The organism is Streptomyces sp. NPDC044033 (assembly GCF_056434425.1).
This window is the reverse complement of the sequence record NZ_JBWKFF010000001.1, coordinates 363625-379620: the sequence shown is the minus strand read 5'-3', so window position 1 is coordinate 379620 and position 15996 is coordinate 363625. Positions and strand designations below refer to the sequence as shown.

12 protein-coding genes and 2 tRNA genes are annotated in these 15996 nt (G+C 70.9%); 9 read left to right on the top strand and 5 right to left on the bottom strand.

The window, feature by feature from the left end:
- Positions 1-206 precede the first annotated feature (206 nt).
- The gene (locus AC07AB_RS01615; protein ID WP_478558289.1) at positions 207-1469 is read left to right on the top strand and encodes a DNA sulfur modification protein DndB; all 1263 of its coding nucleotides are present in this window, start codon (positions 207-209) and stop codon (positions 1467-1469) included.
- A gap of 443 nt (positions 1470-1912) precedes the next feature.
- On the opposite strand, the gene AC07AB_RS01610 is transcribed toward AC07AB_RS01615, so the two are convergent.
- A complete protein-coding gene (locus AC07AB_RS01610; protein ID WP_478558286.1) occupies positions 1913-2575 on the bottom strand; it encodes a hypothetical protein in 663 nt (220 codons plus the stop codon).
- A 194-nt stretch (positions 2576-2769) separates the two neighbouring features.
- Here AC07AB_RS01610 and AC07AB_RS01605 point away from each other — a divergent pair.
- Positions 2770-2843 (top strand) — tRNA-Met (locus AC07AB_RS01605).
- Positions 2844-2909: 66 nt separating this feature from the next.
- On the opposite strand, the gene AC07AB_RS01600 is transcribed toward AC07AB_RS01605, so the two are convergent.
- A complete protein-coding gene (locus tag AC07AB_RS01600; RefSeq protein WP_478558283.1) occupies positions 2910-3713 on the bottom strand; it encodes an alpha/beta fold hydrolase in 804 nt (267 codons plus the stop codon).
- 100 nt (positions 3714-3813) lie between these two features.
- Between AC07AB_RS01600 and AC07AB_RS01595 the strand changes: the two genes are divergently transcribed.
- Positions 3814-3887, top strand: a tRNA-Met gene (locus AC07AB_RS01595).
- A 160-nt stretch (positions 3888-4047) separates the two neighbouring features.
- Here AC07AB_RS01595 and AC07AB_RS01590 read toward each other — a convergent pair.
- Together AC07AB_RS01590 and AC07AB_RS01585 are read right to left on the bottom strand one after the other, a co-directional pair.
- A complete protein-coding gene (locus AC07AB_RS01590; protein WP_478558280.1) occupies positions 4048-4602 on the bottom strand; it encodes an NADPH-dependent FMN reductase in 555 nt (184 codons plus the stop codon).
- Between the two features lie 20 nt (positions 4603-4622).
- A complete protein-coding gene (locus tag AC07AB_RS01585) occupies positions 4623-5531 on the bottom strand; it encodes a TIGR03620 family F420-dependent LLM class oxidoreductase (RefSeq protein ID WP_478558277.1) in 909 nt (302 codons plus the stop codon).
- A 313-nt stretch (positions 5532-5844) separates the two neighbouring features.
- Here AC07AB_RS01585 and AC07AB_RS01580 point away from each other — a divergent pair, with 313 nt between their 5' ends.
- The 6 genes from AC07AB_RS01580 (at position 5845) to AC07AB_RS01555 (ending at position 14784) form a co-directional block, all read left to right on the top strand.
- Complete coding sequence (locus AC07AB_RS01580; RefSeq protein ID WP_478558274.1) at positions 5845-6588, top strand: response regulator transcription factor; 744 nt, start codon at positions 5845-5847, stop codon at positions 6586-6588.
- Positions 6589-6600: 12 nt separating this feature from the next.
- Positions 6601-8370 carry a sensor histidine kinase gene (locus tag AC07AB_RS01575; RefSeq protein ID WP_478558271.1) on the top strand — a complete coding sequence of 590 codons (1770 nt, stop codon included), beginning with the start codon at positions 6601-6603 and terminating at the stop codon, positions 8368-8370.
- Positions 8371-8409: 39 nt separating this feature from the next.
- Positions 8410-9939, top strand: a complete 1530-nt coding sequence (locus tag AC07AB_RS01570) for a bifunctional glycosyltransferase family 2/GtrA family protein (protein ID WP_478558268.1) — start codon at positions 8410-8412, stop codon at positions 9937-9939.
- A complete protein-coding gene (locus AC07AB_RS01565; RefSeq protein ID WP_478558265.1) occupies positions 9936-12050 on the top strand; it encodes an ArnT family glycosyltransferase in 2115 nt (704 codons plus the stop codon). The genes AC07AB_RS01570 and AC07AB_RS01565 overlap by 4 nt, the downstream gene beginning before the upstream one ends.
- 299 nt (positions 12051-12349) lie before the next feature.
- Positions 12350-13888: an MFS transporter gene (locus AC07AB_RS01560; protein ID WP_478558262.1), complete on the top strand. Its 1539-nt coding sequence runs from the start codon at positions 12350-12352 to the stop codon at positions 13886-13888.
- 95 nt (positions 13889-13983) lie between these two features.
- Entirely contained in the window at positions 13984-14784 is an 801-nt protein-coding gene (locus AC07AB_RS01555; protein WP_478558259.1) for a TetR/AcrR family transcriptional regulator, read from the top strand.
- Positions 14785-14958: 174 nt separating this feature from the next.
- On the opposite strand, the gene AC07AB_RS01550 is transcribed toward AC07AB_RS01555, so the two are convergent.
- Positions 14959-15801: a YceI family protein gene (locus AC07AB_RS01550; protein WP_478558256.1), complete on the bottom strand. Its 843-nt coding sequence runs from the start codon at positions 15799-15801 to the stop codon at positions 14959-14961.
- Positions 15802-15996: the final 195 nt, after the last annotated feature.

The window sequence follows — 15996 nt, the reverse complement described above, 5'->3', positions numbered from 1 at the left end:
AGTCCGGGTGAGTGGTGGGTCCTGTTGCGAAGGCGCCGTAGTCGATCAAAAGGAGTCGAGAGTCGATCTCAAGCGATCAAACAAGCGAGGCGCCCGTCACTAAAACGTGCAACAGGGAGCGTTCTACGTGGATAAGTTGACGTAATACGTCGACCTATCGTACGTTCTGATGCCCGCTCAACTTTGCCTCAACACTGGGGGGTCCCGTGTTCTTCGCACAGCTCGGACTGACACAGCACGACTCGCTGACGGCTGCTCAGGCAGCCGCGAGTGAGGCCGCCACGGCGTCGGGGGGCCGCGTCTTCACCTGTGTCGTCTTCCAGCAGGGGGGGCGCCTCATGCTGACGACTGCCTTCTCGTACGCATTCCTCGTTAAGCACGTGGTTTCCGATGCGGTGGTGAAGGGCGGCAACCCGCGCATGGCCACCAACCGCCCGATCGACACCAACCACGTCAGGTCCATCACTAAGTACCTGACCGAGAACGAGAACGACTACATCCTCCCGCCGGTCACGCTGAACGTCCGTGCTGTCCCGGCCATCCATATCCCGCGAGGAAACTTTGCCATGACGGCTGGCTTCGTCGTCATCGGCGACGAGACCAAGTTCTCTGTGACTGACGGTCAGCACAGGCTCGCTGCCATCGCCAAGCGTAGCGACAGCCTCATCGACACGGATTCCCCTTTCCCGAGCGACAGCATCTCTGTCGTCATCGTCGTAGAACCGGACGTTGCCCGTATCCACCAGGACTTTGCCGACGCAGCACAGACCAAGCAAATTCCGGCAAGTCTTCTGGCTGCATACAACACGCGTGAGCCCCTGAACCGAGTTCTGACGAAGATCGTGGATGGGTCTGCCCTGTTCGCGGGACGCATCGATGAGACGTCCAAGAGCCTGTCGAAGCTGTCATCGGCCATCTTCCTGCTCAACCAGGTGCGTGGGCTGGTCAAGGAACTGCTGTTTCAGGACTACGCGCTCAGCGAGGCGAGCATCCCGGCTCGCAGCTTCCAAGCCATCGGTACCACCGAGAAGCAGGACGCTTTCGTCAGCAGGACCCTGGCCATGCTCGACATCCTCACGCAGCACATGGACCCCTGGCGTGCAGTGGTCGAACTGCCCACGAGCGGAGGGCCGGCCAACCAGGTGGTGGACTTCCGCAAGCACTACATCAACATGACCGCGACGGGTCTGGTCATCATCGGGCACGTGGCCTTCGAGATTGAGAAGAACCTGGACCCGGAGTGGCGGAAGGCTCGATACCTTGACCTTGCCACAAAGATTGATTGGCGCCGGAGCGCGCAGATCTGGGAAGGGAACATCATTACTGGAGACAAGATCACCACTACCAGGTCTCCGGGGCGGATTGCAGCCCGGAAGGTCATGGAGGCGATCGGTGTCCCCGTCATCCCCAAGAACCCAATGATCCCGCAGCCCACGCAGGAGACCATCTCGTCCGAGGGCGTTCACTGAGACTCGCCGGAAGAATGGGCCGCCCGTGTACAGCAGCGCGGTACCGCAACCACAGCAACCGCCACTGCTCGCTACCGTCTCTTCGGGACCCCGTAGCGGCCGGTATGGCCCCAACTGACCGATCCGGCTAGAGCTACGGATCAGAAGGTTGCAGGTTCGAATCCTGCCGAGCGCACAGCAGAGTAGAGGCCCCGTTCGAAATCGAACGGGGCCTCTGGCGTTCCTCTTGACGGCAGTGTTTGACGGCAACCGCCTCAGAGGGTCGGGGAGCGGCGTCGATCAAGATGATTACTGGGGTGCCGGCCGTGCCTCGCCATCGTGTGATGGGTTGCCGTCACCCCGATTCGTCGGCGTGCGGGCTGCGCGGCTGTCCGGTTGCCCGGTGTGTGTCTACGTGAGTGACGGCGTTCGAGGTTAGAGGGCTGGCGGAACGCGCGGTGGGCTCATCGTGCCTGCTCGCGCCATTGCGCGAAGCTGTCCTGTACCTCGGCGATGCTGGGGTGGCGCACGGCGTCCAGCCCGTCGTCGGCGAGGAGGTCGGCGATCAGGGGGGAAGGGCCGAAGACCTCGGTCGCGCTCAGGTCCCAGTTGGTGAGGACGAACCAGGAGCCCTCCGCAGGCCACCAGTGCGCGGGGAACTGGGTCTGTACGGTCTGGTGGGGCCGGGCGCAGGCGTCATGGTGAGCAAGTGCCTCCTCCAGTCGGCCTCGGCGGGCCGGGACCGGACAGCCCAGGTCCTCGATCGCCGCCTGGGCCCAGTAGCACTCCGTACGCAGCCCCTCTGGGCTGTGCCGGGCGAGGACCTCGACCAGGCGGGCCAGGCCGGCGCGGTCGATTTCTCCCAGGTCGGGCTTCTCAAGGTTCCCGGGCAGGTCCAGCCCTTGGAAGACCCGGAACGAAGGGGTGTACTGCCAGTCCTCCAGACGCCTGCCGGCGTGCGCCAGCACGTCATCCCACCGGGAGCGTTCCCCTCCTACGGTGACGGCGTGCAGAACCCAGCAGCGGTCCGGGAAACCCTCCTGGGGTTCGTAGCCCAGGACGGCGTCGTCCCCTTCCAGGGACGGGCGCATACCGCCCAGTGAATCGTCGTCCGGCACAAGCTCCAACGCGGAATCCCTCGATACTGCGATACTTCGGCCACACGTGTGACGTTCTGTCATCAGCCGAGGTTAGACGGCGAACTCAGGGCATTCCCGCCGTTGTTGGTGATCGGTTGGGCGCCAGGGGTGGCGGCCGGGTGGCGGGCCGCGGGTGTGGATTTCCCACTCTGGGGTTCGTCGCGTAGTGTCGTGTTTACCGACGCGGGGTGGAGCAGCTCGGTAGCTCGCTGGGCTCATAACCCAGAGGTCGCAGGTTCAAATCCTGTCCCCGCTACTGTCACCGAAGGCCCGGCACTGGATCGTATTCAGTGCCGGGCCTTCGGTCTGTCTGAGGGATTGTCTACTTCGCGGTCGTCTCCATGAAGCGGTCGATCATGGCGTTGACCTGGGTGGGGACCTGGAGCTGGTTGAAGTGGCCGGAGCCGATGGTCTGGCCGATGGTCACGTTGGGGTAGTGGCGCAGCCCTGCCTCCGGCTCGCCGGCGTGGATCGACAGGATGGGGACCTGGGTCTTCGCCAGTACCGACGCGCCGTCGAACGTGGCGACGGCGCGCCAGGTCTCCGCCGCGATCGCCGGCGGGAGTGAGGCGAATCCGGTGATGATCGCTTCTCGGCGGTGGGTGTCCGAGGGCGGGAGCATGTCGGTGGCGCACTGTCGGCGCCAGGAGCCGTCCTCGTCGGCTGCTGCGTCCTCGATGGTGCTGGTGATGAACTCCTTGCCCTGGCCGTCGAGCACCGGGGCCGGGTCGACCAGCACCGCGGCCCGTATGGCGCCGGGGCGGGTCGCGCAGGCCAGGGCGATCAGGCCGCCGAGGCTGTGGCCCACCACGATCGGGCGGTCGAAGCCCGCCGCGTCGGCGACGGCCAGCACGTCGTCGGCGAAGGCGTCGATGCTGTACGCCCCGGGTATCGCCGTGTCGGGGCAGTCGCTCTCACCATGGCCGCGCAGGTCCAGGGCGGCCACCGGGTGCGACCGGGCGAAGTGGGTGAACTGCGGCTCGAAGTATGAGCGATCGCCGGCCGTGCCGTGCACGAAGAGCATGGGGGGCCTGCCGGAGTCGGAGTCTGGAGCGGTCCCGGCTCGGTCGTACGTCAGGCGGACGGGGCCCGCTGCCTTGTCCACATGCTCCGTGTAATTCTTCACCCAGACCTCCGGGACGTTGTTGTTCTCGTCGGCCTCAATGCTCCGGTCCGATCTTTGATTTCCCTCAGGCGCGATCGTCGCGTAGTGTCATGTTTACCGACGCGGGGTGGAGCAGCTCGGTAGCTCGCTGGGCTCATAACCCAGAGGTCGCAGGTTCAAATCCTGTCCCCGCTACTGTGAACACAGGCCCGGCACTTTCGAGTGCCGGGCCTGTGGCGTTTCCGGGGGGCGGCGGTGCGGGACGGTGAAGTCGTCCCGCACCGGCGGAAGTTGGGGCTGCCCGTGGGGTTCGGTGTGCGTACGCACGTCATGTCGGAGCGGGGTCGGGGCCGTTTCAGCCGTTGGCGCCGTCCGCTGCTGTGCGCAGCGCCTGGAGCGCTCCCGACAGCGCCTTCAGCGTCGGCTCATCCGTGATCCGGCCCGCCGCGCGGTCGATCTTCGGGCCTATCGCGTCGATCTCCAGGCACGCCTCCTCGACCAGCGCGCCCGTCAGCATGGCCAGCGTCTCGCGCAGCTGAGCCTGCGCGTACGAGCCGCCGCCGGGGTGCGGCGACGCGGTGACCACCGCGGTCGGCTTGTCGCCGAGGGCGCCGCTGCTCACCAGCCACTCGATGGCGTTGCGCAGGACGCCGGGGACCCCGTGCGCGTACTCGGGGCTGACGAACAGCAGCGCGTCCGCCTTGCGAACCGCCTCGCGCAGCGCCTCCACCGGGGCGATGGGCTCCGCGCCCTCGACGTCCAGGTCCTGGTTGAAGTGGGGCAACCCGCCGATCCCGGCCAGCCTCGTAGCCGTCCAGCCCTCGGCCTTCGCCAGGTCGGAGGCCGTATGTATCACCGCGTTGTTGGTGGACTGTTCGCGCAGGCTGCCCGATATCGCCAGGAGGTTCATGCCGAGACCGTAACCGGGGCCTACAGGAGGGTTTCCGCCAGGGCGCGCCACTCCGCGCGCGGCAGGGTGTCTCGGATGCCCTCGGTCACCACCTGTACCGCGAGGTGGTCCGCGCCGGCGGCCAGGAAGGCGTCCACGCGCTCGCGGACGGCCGGGCCGTCGCCGAGGGCGAAGACGGCGTCGAGGAGCCGGTCGCTGCCGCCGCCGGTGAAGTCGTCGTCGCCGAAGCCGAGTCGGCGGAAGTTGTTGGTGTAGTTGACGAGCCCGAGGTACGAGGAGAGGTACCCGCGGGCGGTGGCGCGGGCGCGTGCGAGGTCGGGGTCGAGGACGACCTTGAGCTCGGGTGCGAGTACGGCGTCGGTGCCCAGGGCCGTACGGGCGTCGGCGACCTGTTCGACGGTGGTCAGGTAGGGCAGCGCGCCGAGGGCGCGATCGCGGGCGAGCCCCAGCATCTTCGGGCCGAGGGCGGCCAGCGCGCGCCGGGCGGCGGGTACGGGCCGGGGCGCGGCGTCGAGCGCGTCGAGGTAGGCGGCCATCGCGGAGTACGGGCGGCCGGCGTACGGGTGGTCCTGGCGGTCGCCGAACTCGGCGTGGCTGACGCCGAGGCCGAGGATGAAGCGGTCGCCGTGGGCGTCGCTGAGTTCGGCGTGCCGGGCCGCGACGGACGCGGCCTCGTGCTGCCAGATGCTGAGGATGCTGCTGCCGACGGTGGCGCGGGAGGTGGCCGTCAGCACGGTGGCGATGTCGTCGGGGGAGGGGCTGCCGCCGATCCAGAGCGTGCCGTAGCCGAGCTCGTCCAGTTCCGCCGCGGCGTCGGCGATCTCGCGGCGGCGGTCGGGGTCCTCGGAGCGCAGTGCGCCGCTCCAGACGCCGATCCGGCCGAGGCGGGTGGTGGATTCCGCCGCTGCGGCGGGCGTGGTGGAAGTCATGGCGGGACAACCGGAGGAGGTATCCGGATTATTTCGCGGCACAGCCGCCATGCTGTGGCACAGCCGCCACGCCGTGGCACAGTCGCCACGCCCTCACACAACCGCTGCGTCACGGCTCAACCGCTGCGTCACGGCGCAGCCGCCACGCCACAACCCGGCTGCCGTCCTACGGACCTGTCGCCGCATCACGCCCCCGCCGCCCCACCGGCCGGCCGCACCGCGCCCCTGCCGCACCACCGCCCCCGCCGGATTCTCAGGCGATTCACAGACAGGTGAAAGCGGTCTCTCAGGCCGCCGATCCAAGATCGTAAGCATGACCGCGACCTCGCCCAAGGGGCGTACCGAGCTGCTGCGAAACGATGGGAGCCCCGTACGGGTGCTCGTCGTCGACGACGAGAGCGCGTTGTCCGACCTGCTGTCGATGGCGCTGCGCTACGAGGGCTGGGACGTGCGGACAGCGGCGGACGGCGCCGGGGCGATCCGTACCGCCTGCGACTTCCGGCCGGACGCCGTGGTGCTCGACATGATGCTGCCCGACATGGACGGTCTCTCGGTGCTGGGGCGGCTGCGGCGGGAGCGTTCCGAGGTGCCCGTGCTGTTCCTGACCGCCAAGGATTCGGTCGAGGACCGGATCGCGGGGCTCACGGCGGGCGGCGACGACTACGTCACCAAGCCGTTCAGCCTGGAGGAGGTCGTCGCGCGGCTGCGCGGGCTGCTGCGCCGCTCGGGCGCGGCCGCCCAGCGGAGCGACTCGGTGCTGGCCGTCGGCGACCTGGTGCTCGACGAGGACAGCCACGAGGTGACGCGCGGCGGCCGGGAGATCCATCTGACCGCGACCGAGTTCGAGCTGCTGCGCTTCCTGATGCGCAATCCGCGCCGGGTGCTCAGCAAGCCGCAGATCCTCGACCGGGTCTGGTCCTACGACTTCGGCGGCCAGGCCAACGTCGTCGAGCTGTACATCTCGTATCTGCGCCGGAAGATCGACGCGGGCCGGGAACCGATGATCCACACGCGGCGGGGCGCGGGCTATCTGATCAAGCCCGCCGAGGCCCGCTGAGGCCGTGCGCCGGTGAAGCTCCGGCGGTCCCACCGCACCCGGTCGTCCCACCGCACCTGGTCGCTGCGCACGCGGCTCGTCGTCTCCGCCGTCGCCCTGGTCGCCGTCGTCTGCGCGGTGATCGCCACCGTCACCACCATCGCGCTGCGCACCTCGCTGTACGACCAGCTGGACGCGCGCCTCGCCGAGGTCGCCGGGCGGGCCGCCGGTCCGCCCGGTGAGCCGCAGATGCCGATCTTCATCACCGACGAATCGCTGCGCTTCGTCTCCAGCGGCGGCCAGCCGCTGGGCACCATAGGCGTGGTCGTCGACAACAGCGGCTCGGTCGTCGCCTCCGCCATCAGCGTGCAGCAGAAGTCCGCCAAGCGCACCGCGCCGCCCGTGGGCCGCGACCGGCTCAAGGACGAGCAGATCCAGGCGCTCAGCGGCGTCCGGCGCGACGGCCGCCCGCACACCGCCCACATCCCGGGCCAGGGCGAGTACCGCGTACGGTCCGCGAGCGGCGCCAATGGCACGTACCTCGTCGGCATCCCGACCAGGGAGGCCCGCGACACGCTCGGCACCCTCATCGTCGCCGAGGTCTGCGTCACCGCCGCCGGGCTGGTCGCCGCCGCCCTCGCGGGCACCGCGATCGTACGGATAGCGCTGCGCCCGCTGCGCCGGGTGGCCGCGACCGCGACCCGGGTCTCCGAACTCCCCCTGCACAGCGGCGAAGTGGCGCTGCACGAGCGCGTACCGGCGGCGGAGGCCGACCCGCATACGGAGGTGGGTCAGGTCGGCGCGGCGTTCAACCGTATGCTGGGGCACGTCGGTTCGGCGCTCACCGCACGGCAGGAGAGCGAGACACGGGTCAGGCAGTTCGTGGCGGACGCCAGTCACGAGTTGCGCACGCCGCTCGCCTCCATCCGCGGATACGCCGAACTCACGCGCAGGGGACGGGAGGAGACCGGCCCCGACACGCGGCACGCGCTGGGCCGCATCGAGTCCGAGGCGCACCGGATGTCCGGTCTGGTCGAGGACCTGCTGCTGCTCGCGCGTCTGGACGCCGGCCGCCCGCTCTCGCGCACGGAGCTCGACCTCTCTCCGCTCGTGGTCGACGCCGTGAGCGACGCGCGGGCGGCCGGGTCGGGCCACCGCTGGGTGCTCGAACTGCCCGACCAGCCCGCCCTGGTGCGGGGCGAACCGGCCCGGCTGCACCAGGTGCTGGTCAACCTGCTCGCCAACGCCCGTACGCACACACCCCCCGGCACCAAGGTCACCGCGCGGGTCGAGCGGCGCGGGCAACGGCTGGTGCTGGCCATCGAGGACGACGGGCCCGGCATCCCGGCCGAGCTGCGCCCGCATGTCTTCGAGCGGTTCGCGCGCGGCGACGCCTCGCGCTCCCGGAATGCCGGGAGCACCGGTCTGGGCCTCGCCATCGTGCACGCGGTCGTGGGGGCGCACGGCGGGCGCGTGACGGTCGACAGCGTCCCCGGGCGTACGGTCTTCGCCGTGCACTTGCCGGTTGCCGCCCAGAGCCCTCCCGGGAAAGAGGACCCTCCCGGGAAGGGAAACCCTCCAGGGAGGGAAAGGGCCCCAGGGAGGGAAAGGGCCCCCGGGAAGGGGAGCCCTCCCGCGACGGCGGGCGTGCCCGCGAAGGAGAGCCCGCGAGCCAAGGCGAGCGCGCAGGTGAAGGCGGACGTTCGCGCGGAGGACGGCCTTCCCGCGCAGGAGAGCGCTCCCGCGAAGGGCTGCGCACCGCCGCCGGAGAGCGCCTCGGCTCACAGCCGTTCCACAGGCTGAACACACGTCTGCGACAGGGGAGTTGCGGAGAGTCGAAATATGACTCATCCCCCGCTCGACACGTTGCCGGCCCGGGAGCATCTGCTCCTCGGGCCCACGGCGACGGTGCTCGATGTCGTGATCCCGGTCTACAACGAGGAGACCGATCTCGAACCCTGTGTGCGCAGGCTCCACGACCACCTCTCGGCGACCTTCCCGTACGGCTTCCGGATCACCATCGCGGACAACGCGAGCACCGACCGCACCCCCGAGGTGTCCGCCTGGCTCGATGACACGATCGAGGAGGTCACCGCCGTCCGGCTGGAGCGCAAGGGCCGTGGGCGGGCGCTGCGCACCGTCTGGTCGCTCTCCGACGCCCCGGTCCTCGCCTATATGGACGTCGACCTCTCCACCGACCTGAACGCGCTGCTGCCGCTGGTGGCGCCGCTGATCTCCGGCCACTCGGACCTCGCGATCGGCTCGCGGCTCGCGCGCAGTTCGCGGGTGGTACGGGGCCCCAAGCGGGAGTTCATCTCGCGCGCGTACAACCTGATCCTGCGCTCCAGCCTGGCGGCCCGGTTCTCGGACGCGCAGTGCGGATTCAAGGCGATCCGCAAGGACGTCGCGGACCGGCTGCTGCCGATGGTCGAGGACTCCGGCTGGTTCTTCGACACGGAACTCCTGGTGCTGGCGGAGCGCGCGGGGCTGCGGATTCACGAGGTGCCCGTGGACTGGGTGGACGACCCGGACAGCACGGTGCGCATCGCCCGTACGGCCGCCGAGGACCTCAAGGGCGTCTGGCGGGTGGGGCGGGCGCTGGCCACCGGGGCGCTGCCGCTGGACCGGCTCAGCCGCCCGTTCGGCACGGACCCGCGCGACCGCGAGCTGAGCGGGGTGCCGGGCGGGCTGGCCCGGCAGCTCGTCGGCTTCTGCGTGGTGGGCGCGCTGAGCACCCTGGTCTATCTGGGGCTGTACTCGCTCTTCCGGCTCGGCACCGGCGCCCAGGTCGCCAACGGGCTGGCCCTGCTCGTCTCCGCCCTCGGCAACACGGCCGCCAACCGGCGGCTGACCTTCGGCGTGCGCGGCCGGGAGCGGGCCGTGCGCCATCAGGCACAGGGCCTCGTCGTCTTCGGTATCGGCCTCGCCCTGACGAGCGGCTCGCTGGCCGCCCTGGACGCGGCGGCGGGCGTGCACGGTGCCACGCACGGCGTGGAACTGGCGGTCCTCGTGGTCGCCAACCTCGCGGCGACGGTGCTGCGCTTCCTGCTGTTCCGCGCCTGGGTCTTCCCGGCGGGCCGCGAAGCCGGGGCCGCTGACGCTGCTGTTGCCGGCACCGCTGCCGGCACCGCTGCCGGCACCGTTGACAGCGCTGCCGCCGGTGCCGCTGACGGCGCATGGGCATGGGCCGCGGGCAACGGAAGCCACCCGCGCCACGACGGGATCGGGGGCAGTCACCCGCGCCACGACGTGGACCGGGGCAGTCACCCGAGCCACGGCCAGGGCCATGGCCACGACCACGACCACGACCACGACAGCCGTTCAACCCACCTCGACCGGGGCCGCGGCTACGCCCCGAGGAGCACTCGATGACGACCCGCCACCCCGACGCCCCGATGCCGCCGACGCGCCTGCGGGGCGAGTCGCGCCACGGACGTACCGGCTCCGTACCGGCGTACGGGCCGGACGCCGGGCTGCGCGGGCTGCCGCGCCGCGTCTGGCGCGGCCACCCCGAGGACCCGAGCTGGGCGCGGCCGTCGCTGCTGGCGCTGCTCGCGGTGTCGGCCGTGCTCTACCTGTGGGATCTGGGGGCGTCCGGCTACGCCAACCAGTTCTACTCGGCCGCCGCGCAGGCGGCGAGCGAGAGCTGGAAGGCGCTGTTCTTCGGCTCGTCCGACGCGGCGAACTCCATCACCGTGGACAAGCCGCCGGGCGCGCTGTGGCCGATGGGCCTGTCCGTACGGCTCTTCGGGCTCAGCTCCTGGGCGGTCCTGGTGCCCGAGGCGCTGATGGGCGTCGCGACCGTGGGCGTGCTGTACGCGGCCGTGAAGCGGCACTTCGGCCCCGTCGCCGGGCTGCTGTCCGGTGCGGTGCTCGCGCTCACCCCGGTGGCGGCGCTGATGTTCCGCTTCAACAACCCCGACGCGCTGCTGTGCCTGCTGATGGTCTGCGCGGTGTACTGCGTGCTGCGGGGGCTGGACGACGCGCGGACGAAGTGGCTGGTCCTGGCCGGGGTCTGCTTCGGGCTGGGCTTCCTGACGAAGACGCTCCAGGCGTGGCTGATCGTGCCGCCGCTGGCCCTCCTGTACGTGCTGTGCGCGCCGACCCGGCTGCGCAGGCGGCTGGCCCAACTCCTGTGGGCGGGGCTGGCGATGCTGGTGTCGGCGGGCTGGTGGGTGGCGATCGTCGAGCTGTGGCCGAAGTCCTCGCGCCCGTACATCGGCGGCTCTCAGGACAACAGCTTCCTCGGGCTGACCCTCGGCTACAACGGCTTCGGCCGGATCACCGGGAACGAGGCCGGGAGCGTGGGCGGCGGCAGGGGCGGCGGTGGCGGCGGCTGGGGTCTGACGGGCCTCACCCGGCTCTTCGAGCCCGAGATGGGCGGTCAGATCGCCTGGCTGCTGCCCGCGGCCTTCCTCCTGCTGATCGCGGGGGTGTGGCTGGCCTGGCGCGGCCGGGGTACGGACACGGCGCTGCGGGCGGGGGAGCGGGTGGCGTTCCTGGCCTGGGGCGCGGCGCTGCTGATGACGTTCCTGACGTTCAGCTTCATGTCGGGGATCTTCCATCAGTACTACAACATCGCGCTCGCCCCGTATATCGCCGCGCTCGTCGGCATGGGCACCGTGGTGTTGTGGCGGCGGCGGGCCGGGGCCGCGGCGGCCGTGGTGCTGGGGGCGACGGTGGCGGTGACGGCCGGCTGGTCGTACGTACTCCTCGGCCGCACCGCGCACTGGCTGCCGTGGCTGCGCTGGTCCGTGCTGATCGGCGGCGTGGCGGCGGCGCTCGCGCTGCTGGTCGTGGCGCGGCTCGGGCGGCGGCTGGCGTGGTGGGCGGCGGCTGTGGGGATCGCCGCTTCGCTGGGCGGGCCCCTCGCGTACGTGGCCAACACCATCGGCACCCCGCACGGCGGCTCGATCGTGACGGCGGGGCCGGCCTCCGGGCAGCTGGGGATGGGGATGGTGATACGCGGTCAGAAGGGCAGTAAGGACGGCAAGGGCGGCGCCTTCTTCGGCGCGGGCGCGAAGCCGCAGAAGGCCCCGGGCGGGCAGCAGGGCGGACCGGCCGGCGGGCGCGGGAGCGACCGGCGCGGCAAGGGGCCGGTGCTCGTGGGCGTGGGCGGGCTGCTCGGCGGCCAGACCATCGACGCCAAGGCCAAGGCCGCCGTCAAGGCGGACGCCGATGACTACACCTGGGCGCTGGCCACGGTCGGCTCGCAGAACGCGGCGAGCTATCAACTGGCCACCGGAAAGCCGGTGATGCCGATCGGCGGGTTCAACGGAAGCGATCCGTCGCCGACGCTCGACGCGTTCAAGGAGGCCGTGCGGCAGGGGAAGATCCATTACTTTGCCGAAGCGGAACGGCTGGGCGGCCAGCGGCAGGAGGGCTACGGCCCGCAGATCACTTCCTGGGTGAAGGCCAATTTCCAGCAGGTCAAGGAGGGCAAGAGCACGCTCTACGACCTGACGAAGCCGAAGGCGAAGTAGGGCCCGAAGTAGGGCCCGAAGTAGGGCCCGAAGTAGGGCCCGAAGCAGGGCCCCAAGTAGAGCCCGAAGCGCAAGAAGCAGAGCCCGAAGCGGAATCCAGAGTCGCAGCAGAAGGAGAAGCAGAAGCAGAGGGAGAAGCAGCAGCAGAAGAAGAAGGCGAAGAAGGAGGCGGGGCGGCCGGAGCCGCAGTAAGCGGAATGCCGGTCGCCGCGCGCCCGCGATAAATCGCTTGTGCAGCGTATAGATGGCTGTTGTACGGTGTAAATCGATCCCAGTCATACGCCGTACAAGGAGTCCAGTTGACCGCGCCTGCCGCCATCCGGCCACCCGCCGGGTCGGGCCACCCCCAGAGGTGGCTGATTCTCGGCGTCATCTGTCTAGCCCAGCTCACGGTCCTGCTGGACAACACCGTCCTCAACGTCGCCATCCCCTCCCTCACTACCGAGATGGGCGCCGCGACCTCGGACATCCAGTGGATGATCAACGCATACTCGCTCGTGCAGTCCGGGCTGCTGCTCACCGCCGGCAGCGCCGCCGACCGCTACGGCCGCAAGAAACTGCTGGCCGCCGGGCTCGCCCTGTTCGGCATGGGCTCGCTCGCCGCCGCCCTCTCCCAGACCACCGGCGAACTGATCGCCGCCCGCGCGGGCATGGGCGTCGGCGGCGCGCTGCTGATGACCACCACCCTCGCCGTCATCGTCCAGGTCTTCGACGACGAGGAACGCACCAGGGCCATCGGCCTGTGGGGCGCCGTCAGCTCGCTCGGCTTCGCCGCCGGGCCGCTGATCGGCGGCGCGCTGCTCGACCACTTCTGGTGGGGATCGATCTTCCTGGTCAACATCCCCGTCGCGCTCCTCGGGCTGATCGCGGTCCTCAAGCTCATACCGGAGTCGAAGAACCCGGCGGGCGACCGACCCGACCTGCTCGGCGCCCTGCTGTCCACGATCGGCATGACCGGCGTCGTCTACGCGATCATCTCCGGACCCGTGGACGGCTGGACCTCGTCCACCGTGCTGCTGTCCGCGCTCATCGGCTTCGCCGGCCTCGGCGTCTTCGTGTTCTGGGAGCGCCGGGCCCCGCACCCCATGCTGGACATGCACTTCTTCCGCAACCGCCGCTTCGTCGGCGCCGTGGCCGGCGGCATCCTGGTCGCCTTCGGCATGGGCGGCTCGTTCTTCCTGCTCACCCAGCACCTGCAATTCGTGCTCGGCTACAACCCGTTGGAGACCGGGCTGCGCATGACGCCGCTCGCGATCGTCATCGTCGCCCTCAACCTCACCGGGATCGGCGCCCGGCTGCTCCCCAAGCTCGGCACCCCGCTGACCATCGTCAGCGGCATGGGCCTGCTGGCCGTCGGCCTCGCCGCCGTCGCGGTCCTCGGCGCCCACGGCTACGCCGGGCTGCTGCTCGGCCTGGTCCTGATGGGCGCGGGCATCGCGCTCGCGATGCCCGCCATGGCCAACGCGATCATGTCGGCCATCCCGCCGGAGAAGGCGGGCGTCGGCGCGGGCGTCAACGGCACATTGACCGAGTTCGGCAATGGATTGGGCGTAGCCGTGCTCGGCGCGGTCCTCAACTCCCGGTTCGCCGCGCTCGTACCCGCCGTCGCCGCCGGGGCGGGTTCGCTGCCCGCCGCGCTCGCCGCCGCCCGTACGGACGCGGACCGCACCGCCGTCGCCGACGCCTTCTCAACCGGCGTCCAGACCAGTCAGTTGGCGGGTGCGGCGGCCGTGTTCGTCGGCGGCGTGCTGGCCGCGCTGCTGCTGCGCCGGGCCGAGCGCGCCGCCGTCCCGCCGCCGGAGCGGGAAGCGGAGGCGGGCGTCGCCGCCGGCGGGTGAGCGTCGCCGGGCCCGGGCCGGGCGGGCGGCTTCGCCCGGTCCGGGCCTTAGCATCGGATACGTACCACCAGCGCATCGCAGAAGGAGAGCGCGCCATGACGAGCGGCCGCACCCGAACCATCCGGGCCAGTGTGTGGCTGAACGAACGGCGGGCTCCCAAACGCAGGGCGGAACACTCCGGACCGGGCGGCGGCGCCGAGCAGACGGCCGGACTCGACCACGACAGGATCGTCGCGGCCACCGTCCGGCTGCTCGACGCCGAGGGCCTGACGAAGTTCTCGATGCGGCGGCTGGCGGCGGAACTGGGCGTCACCGCCATGTCCGTCTACTGGTACGTCGACACCAAGGACGACCTGCTGGAGTTCGCCGTCGACGCGGCCGCCGCCGAGCTGGAGGTGCCCGAAGAGGGCACGGACGCGGACTGGCGCGACCAGCTGCGCCAGCTCGCCGCCACCAACCGCGACATGCTGGTGCGCCACCCGTGGGTCTCCCGGCTGATCGGGGAGTACCTCAACATCGGCCCGCACTCGATGGTCTTCGCCGCCGCCGCCCAGCGCGCCGCGATCAGCAGCGGGCTGCCGCTGGAGCAGATCCCCGGAGTCCTGGCCCTCGTCTACCAGTTCGTCTACGGCTACGGCACGATCGAAGGCCGCTTCGCCGCCCGCTGCCGTGAGGTGGGGATGAGCCAGAACGAGTACTTCGACGAGGTGATGGCCACCGTCAACGGGCGGCCGGAGTTCGAGGAGTCCAAGCGGCTCATGGACGCCCGTCCCAGCACCGACATCGAGGCCATGCGCGTCCGCGACTTCGAGGTGGCGCTGGACTGCGCCATCGCCGGCATCGAGGTGCTGAGGGACCGCGCGCTGCGGGAGAGCGGGCAGGACGCGGCCCGGTAGGGCGGGCAGGGCGCGGCTCGGCGGAGCGACGGGGAGGACGCGGGCAGGCGGCCCGGTAGAACGGCCCCCGCGACGCACGAAGGGGCGTACGGAAGCCCGTACGCCCCTTCCCGCGTATCCGCGGCCTTCCCGCGTATCCGCGGCCTTCCGCGCGTATCCGCGGCCGTGCCGCTGTCAGAGACCCGGCAGCTGCGTCCCCTGCACCGCCTGGATGTCGAGTTCGACCCTCAGCGTGGTGCCGATCGCCGCGATGCCCGCCGCGACGACCTGGTTGTAGTTCATCGCGAAGTCCTCGCGGCGCAGCTCGGCGGTGGCGCGGAACGCGGCGCGGGTGCCGCCCCACGGGTCCGGGCCGGTGCCGAGGTAGGTGAGGGCGAGGTCCACGTTCCGCACCACGCCGTGCAGGGCCAGCTCGCCGTGGACCGTCCAGCGGTCGGCGCCGGCGGGCTCCAGGCCCGTGGAGCGGTAGGTGATCTCCGGGAAAGCCTCTACGTTCAGGAAGTCGGCGGACTTCAGGTGGCCGTCCCGCATGGCGTTGCCGGTGTCGATGGAGTCGGCCCGGATGACTGCCTCGACGGCCGACTTGGCCGTGTCCGCGACATTCTCGGCGATCTCGATGCGCCCGCCGAATTCGGTGAACCGCCCGCGCACGCTGGAGATCCCCAGGTGCTGCGCGACCGCGCCCACCGAGGAGTGCATCGGGTCGATCGTCCACGCCCCGGGCGGCGGCAGCTCCACGCCGCCCTGCCGGGCGAGGACCACGGTGCCGACGTCGGCGCGCCCGGAGGCGGTGACGATGGCGGTCGAGGCGGCCGGGGCGTAGCCGACGGCGGTCGCGATGACCGTGTACGGGCCGGGCGGCAGCGGCTGGTCCGTGCGGACCGCGCCGTCCTCGTCGGCCTGGGCGCGCAGCACCTGCGCGCCCTGCATGTCGGTCATGGTGAGCACCGCGTGCTGCACCGCCCAGCCGTCGCGGGTGCGCAGCCGCGCCCGCAGTCCTGCCCCAGTGGTGGTCATTGCCGTTCCCGCTCCCGATTTCTCGCTCGTCGTTCGTGTGGGGACGTGTGGGGGGATGTCGTGGGGGCCCGCTGTGTGTGGCGGAGCCCCGGCGGCGGCGCGCAGGCCGTCCCCTGCCTGTTGGCCGGCCGCCGCCGGGGCCCCTTGGGACCGTTCGTGCCGGTCCCGGGCCGGGGGCCGGGGCGCGTCTCCGCT

What these genes read in the sequence shown, in the direction of transcription:
- AC07AB_RS01590 (WP_478558280.1), bottom strand. Translation starts at nt 4,602, where the DNA reads ATGAACCTCCTGGCGATATCGGGCAGCCTGCGCGAACAGTCCACCAAC.
- AC07AB_RS01585 (WP_478558277.1), bottom strand. Translation starts at nt 5,531, where the DNA reads ATGACTTCCACCACGCCCGCCGCAGCGGCGGAATCCACCACCCGCCTC.
- AC07AB_RS01580 (WP_478558274.1), top strand. Translation starts at nt 5,845, where the DNA reads ATGACCGCGACCTCGCCCAAGGGGCGTACCGAGCTGCTGCGAAACGAT.
- AC07AB_RS01570 (WP_478558268.1), top strand. Translation starts at nt 8,410, where the DNA reads ATGACTCATCCCCCGCTCGACACGTTGCCGGCCCGGGAGCATCTGCTC.
- AC07AB_RS01565 (WP_478558265.1), top strand. Translation starts at nt 9,936, where the DNA reads ATGACGACCCGCCACCCCGACGCCCCGATGCCGCCGACGCGCCTGCGG.
- AC07AB_RS01555 (WP_478558259.1), top strand. Translation starts at nt 13,984, where the DNA reads ATGACGAGCGGCCGCACCCGAACCATCCGGGCCAGTGTGTGGCTGAAC.
- AC07AB_RS01550 (WP_478558256.1), bottom strand. Translation starts at nt 15,801, where the DNA reads ATGACCACCACTGGGGCAGGACTGCGGGCGCGGCTGCGCACCCGCGAC.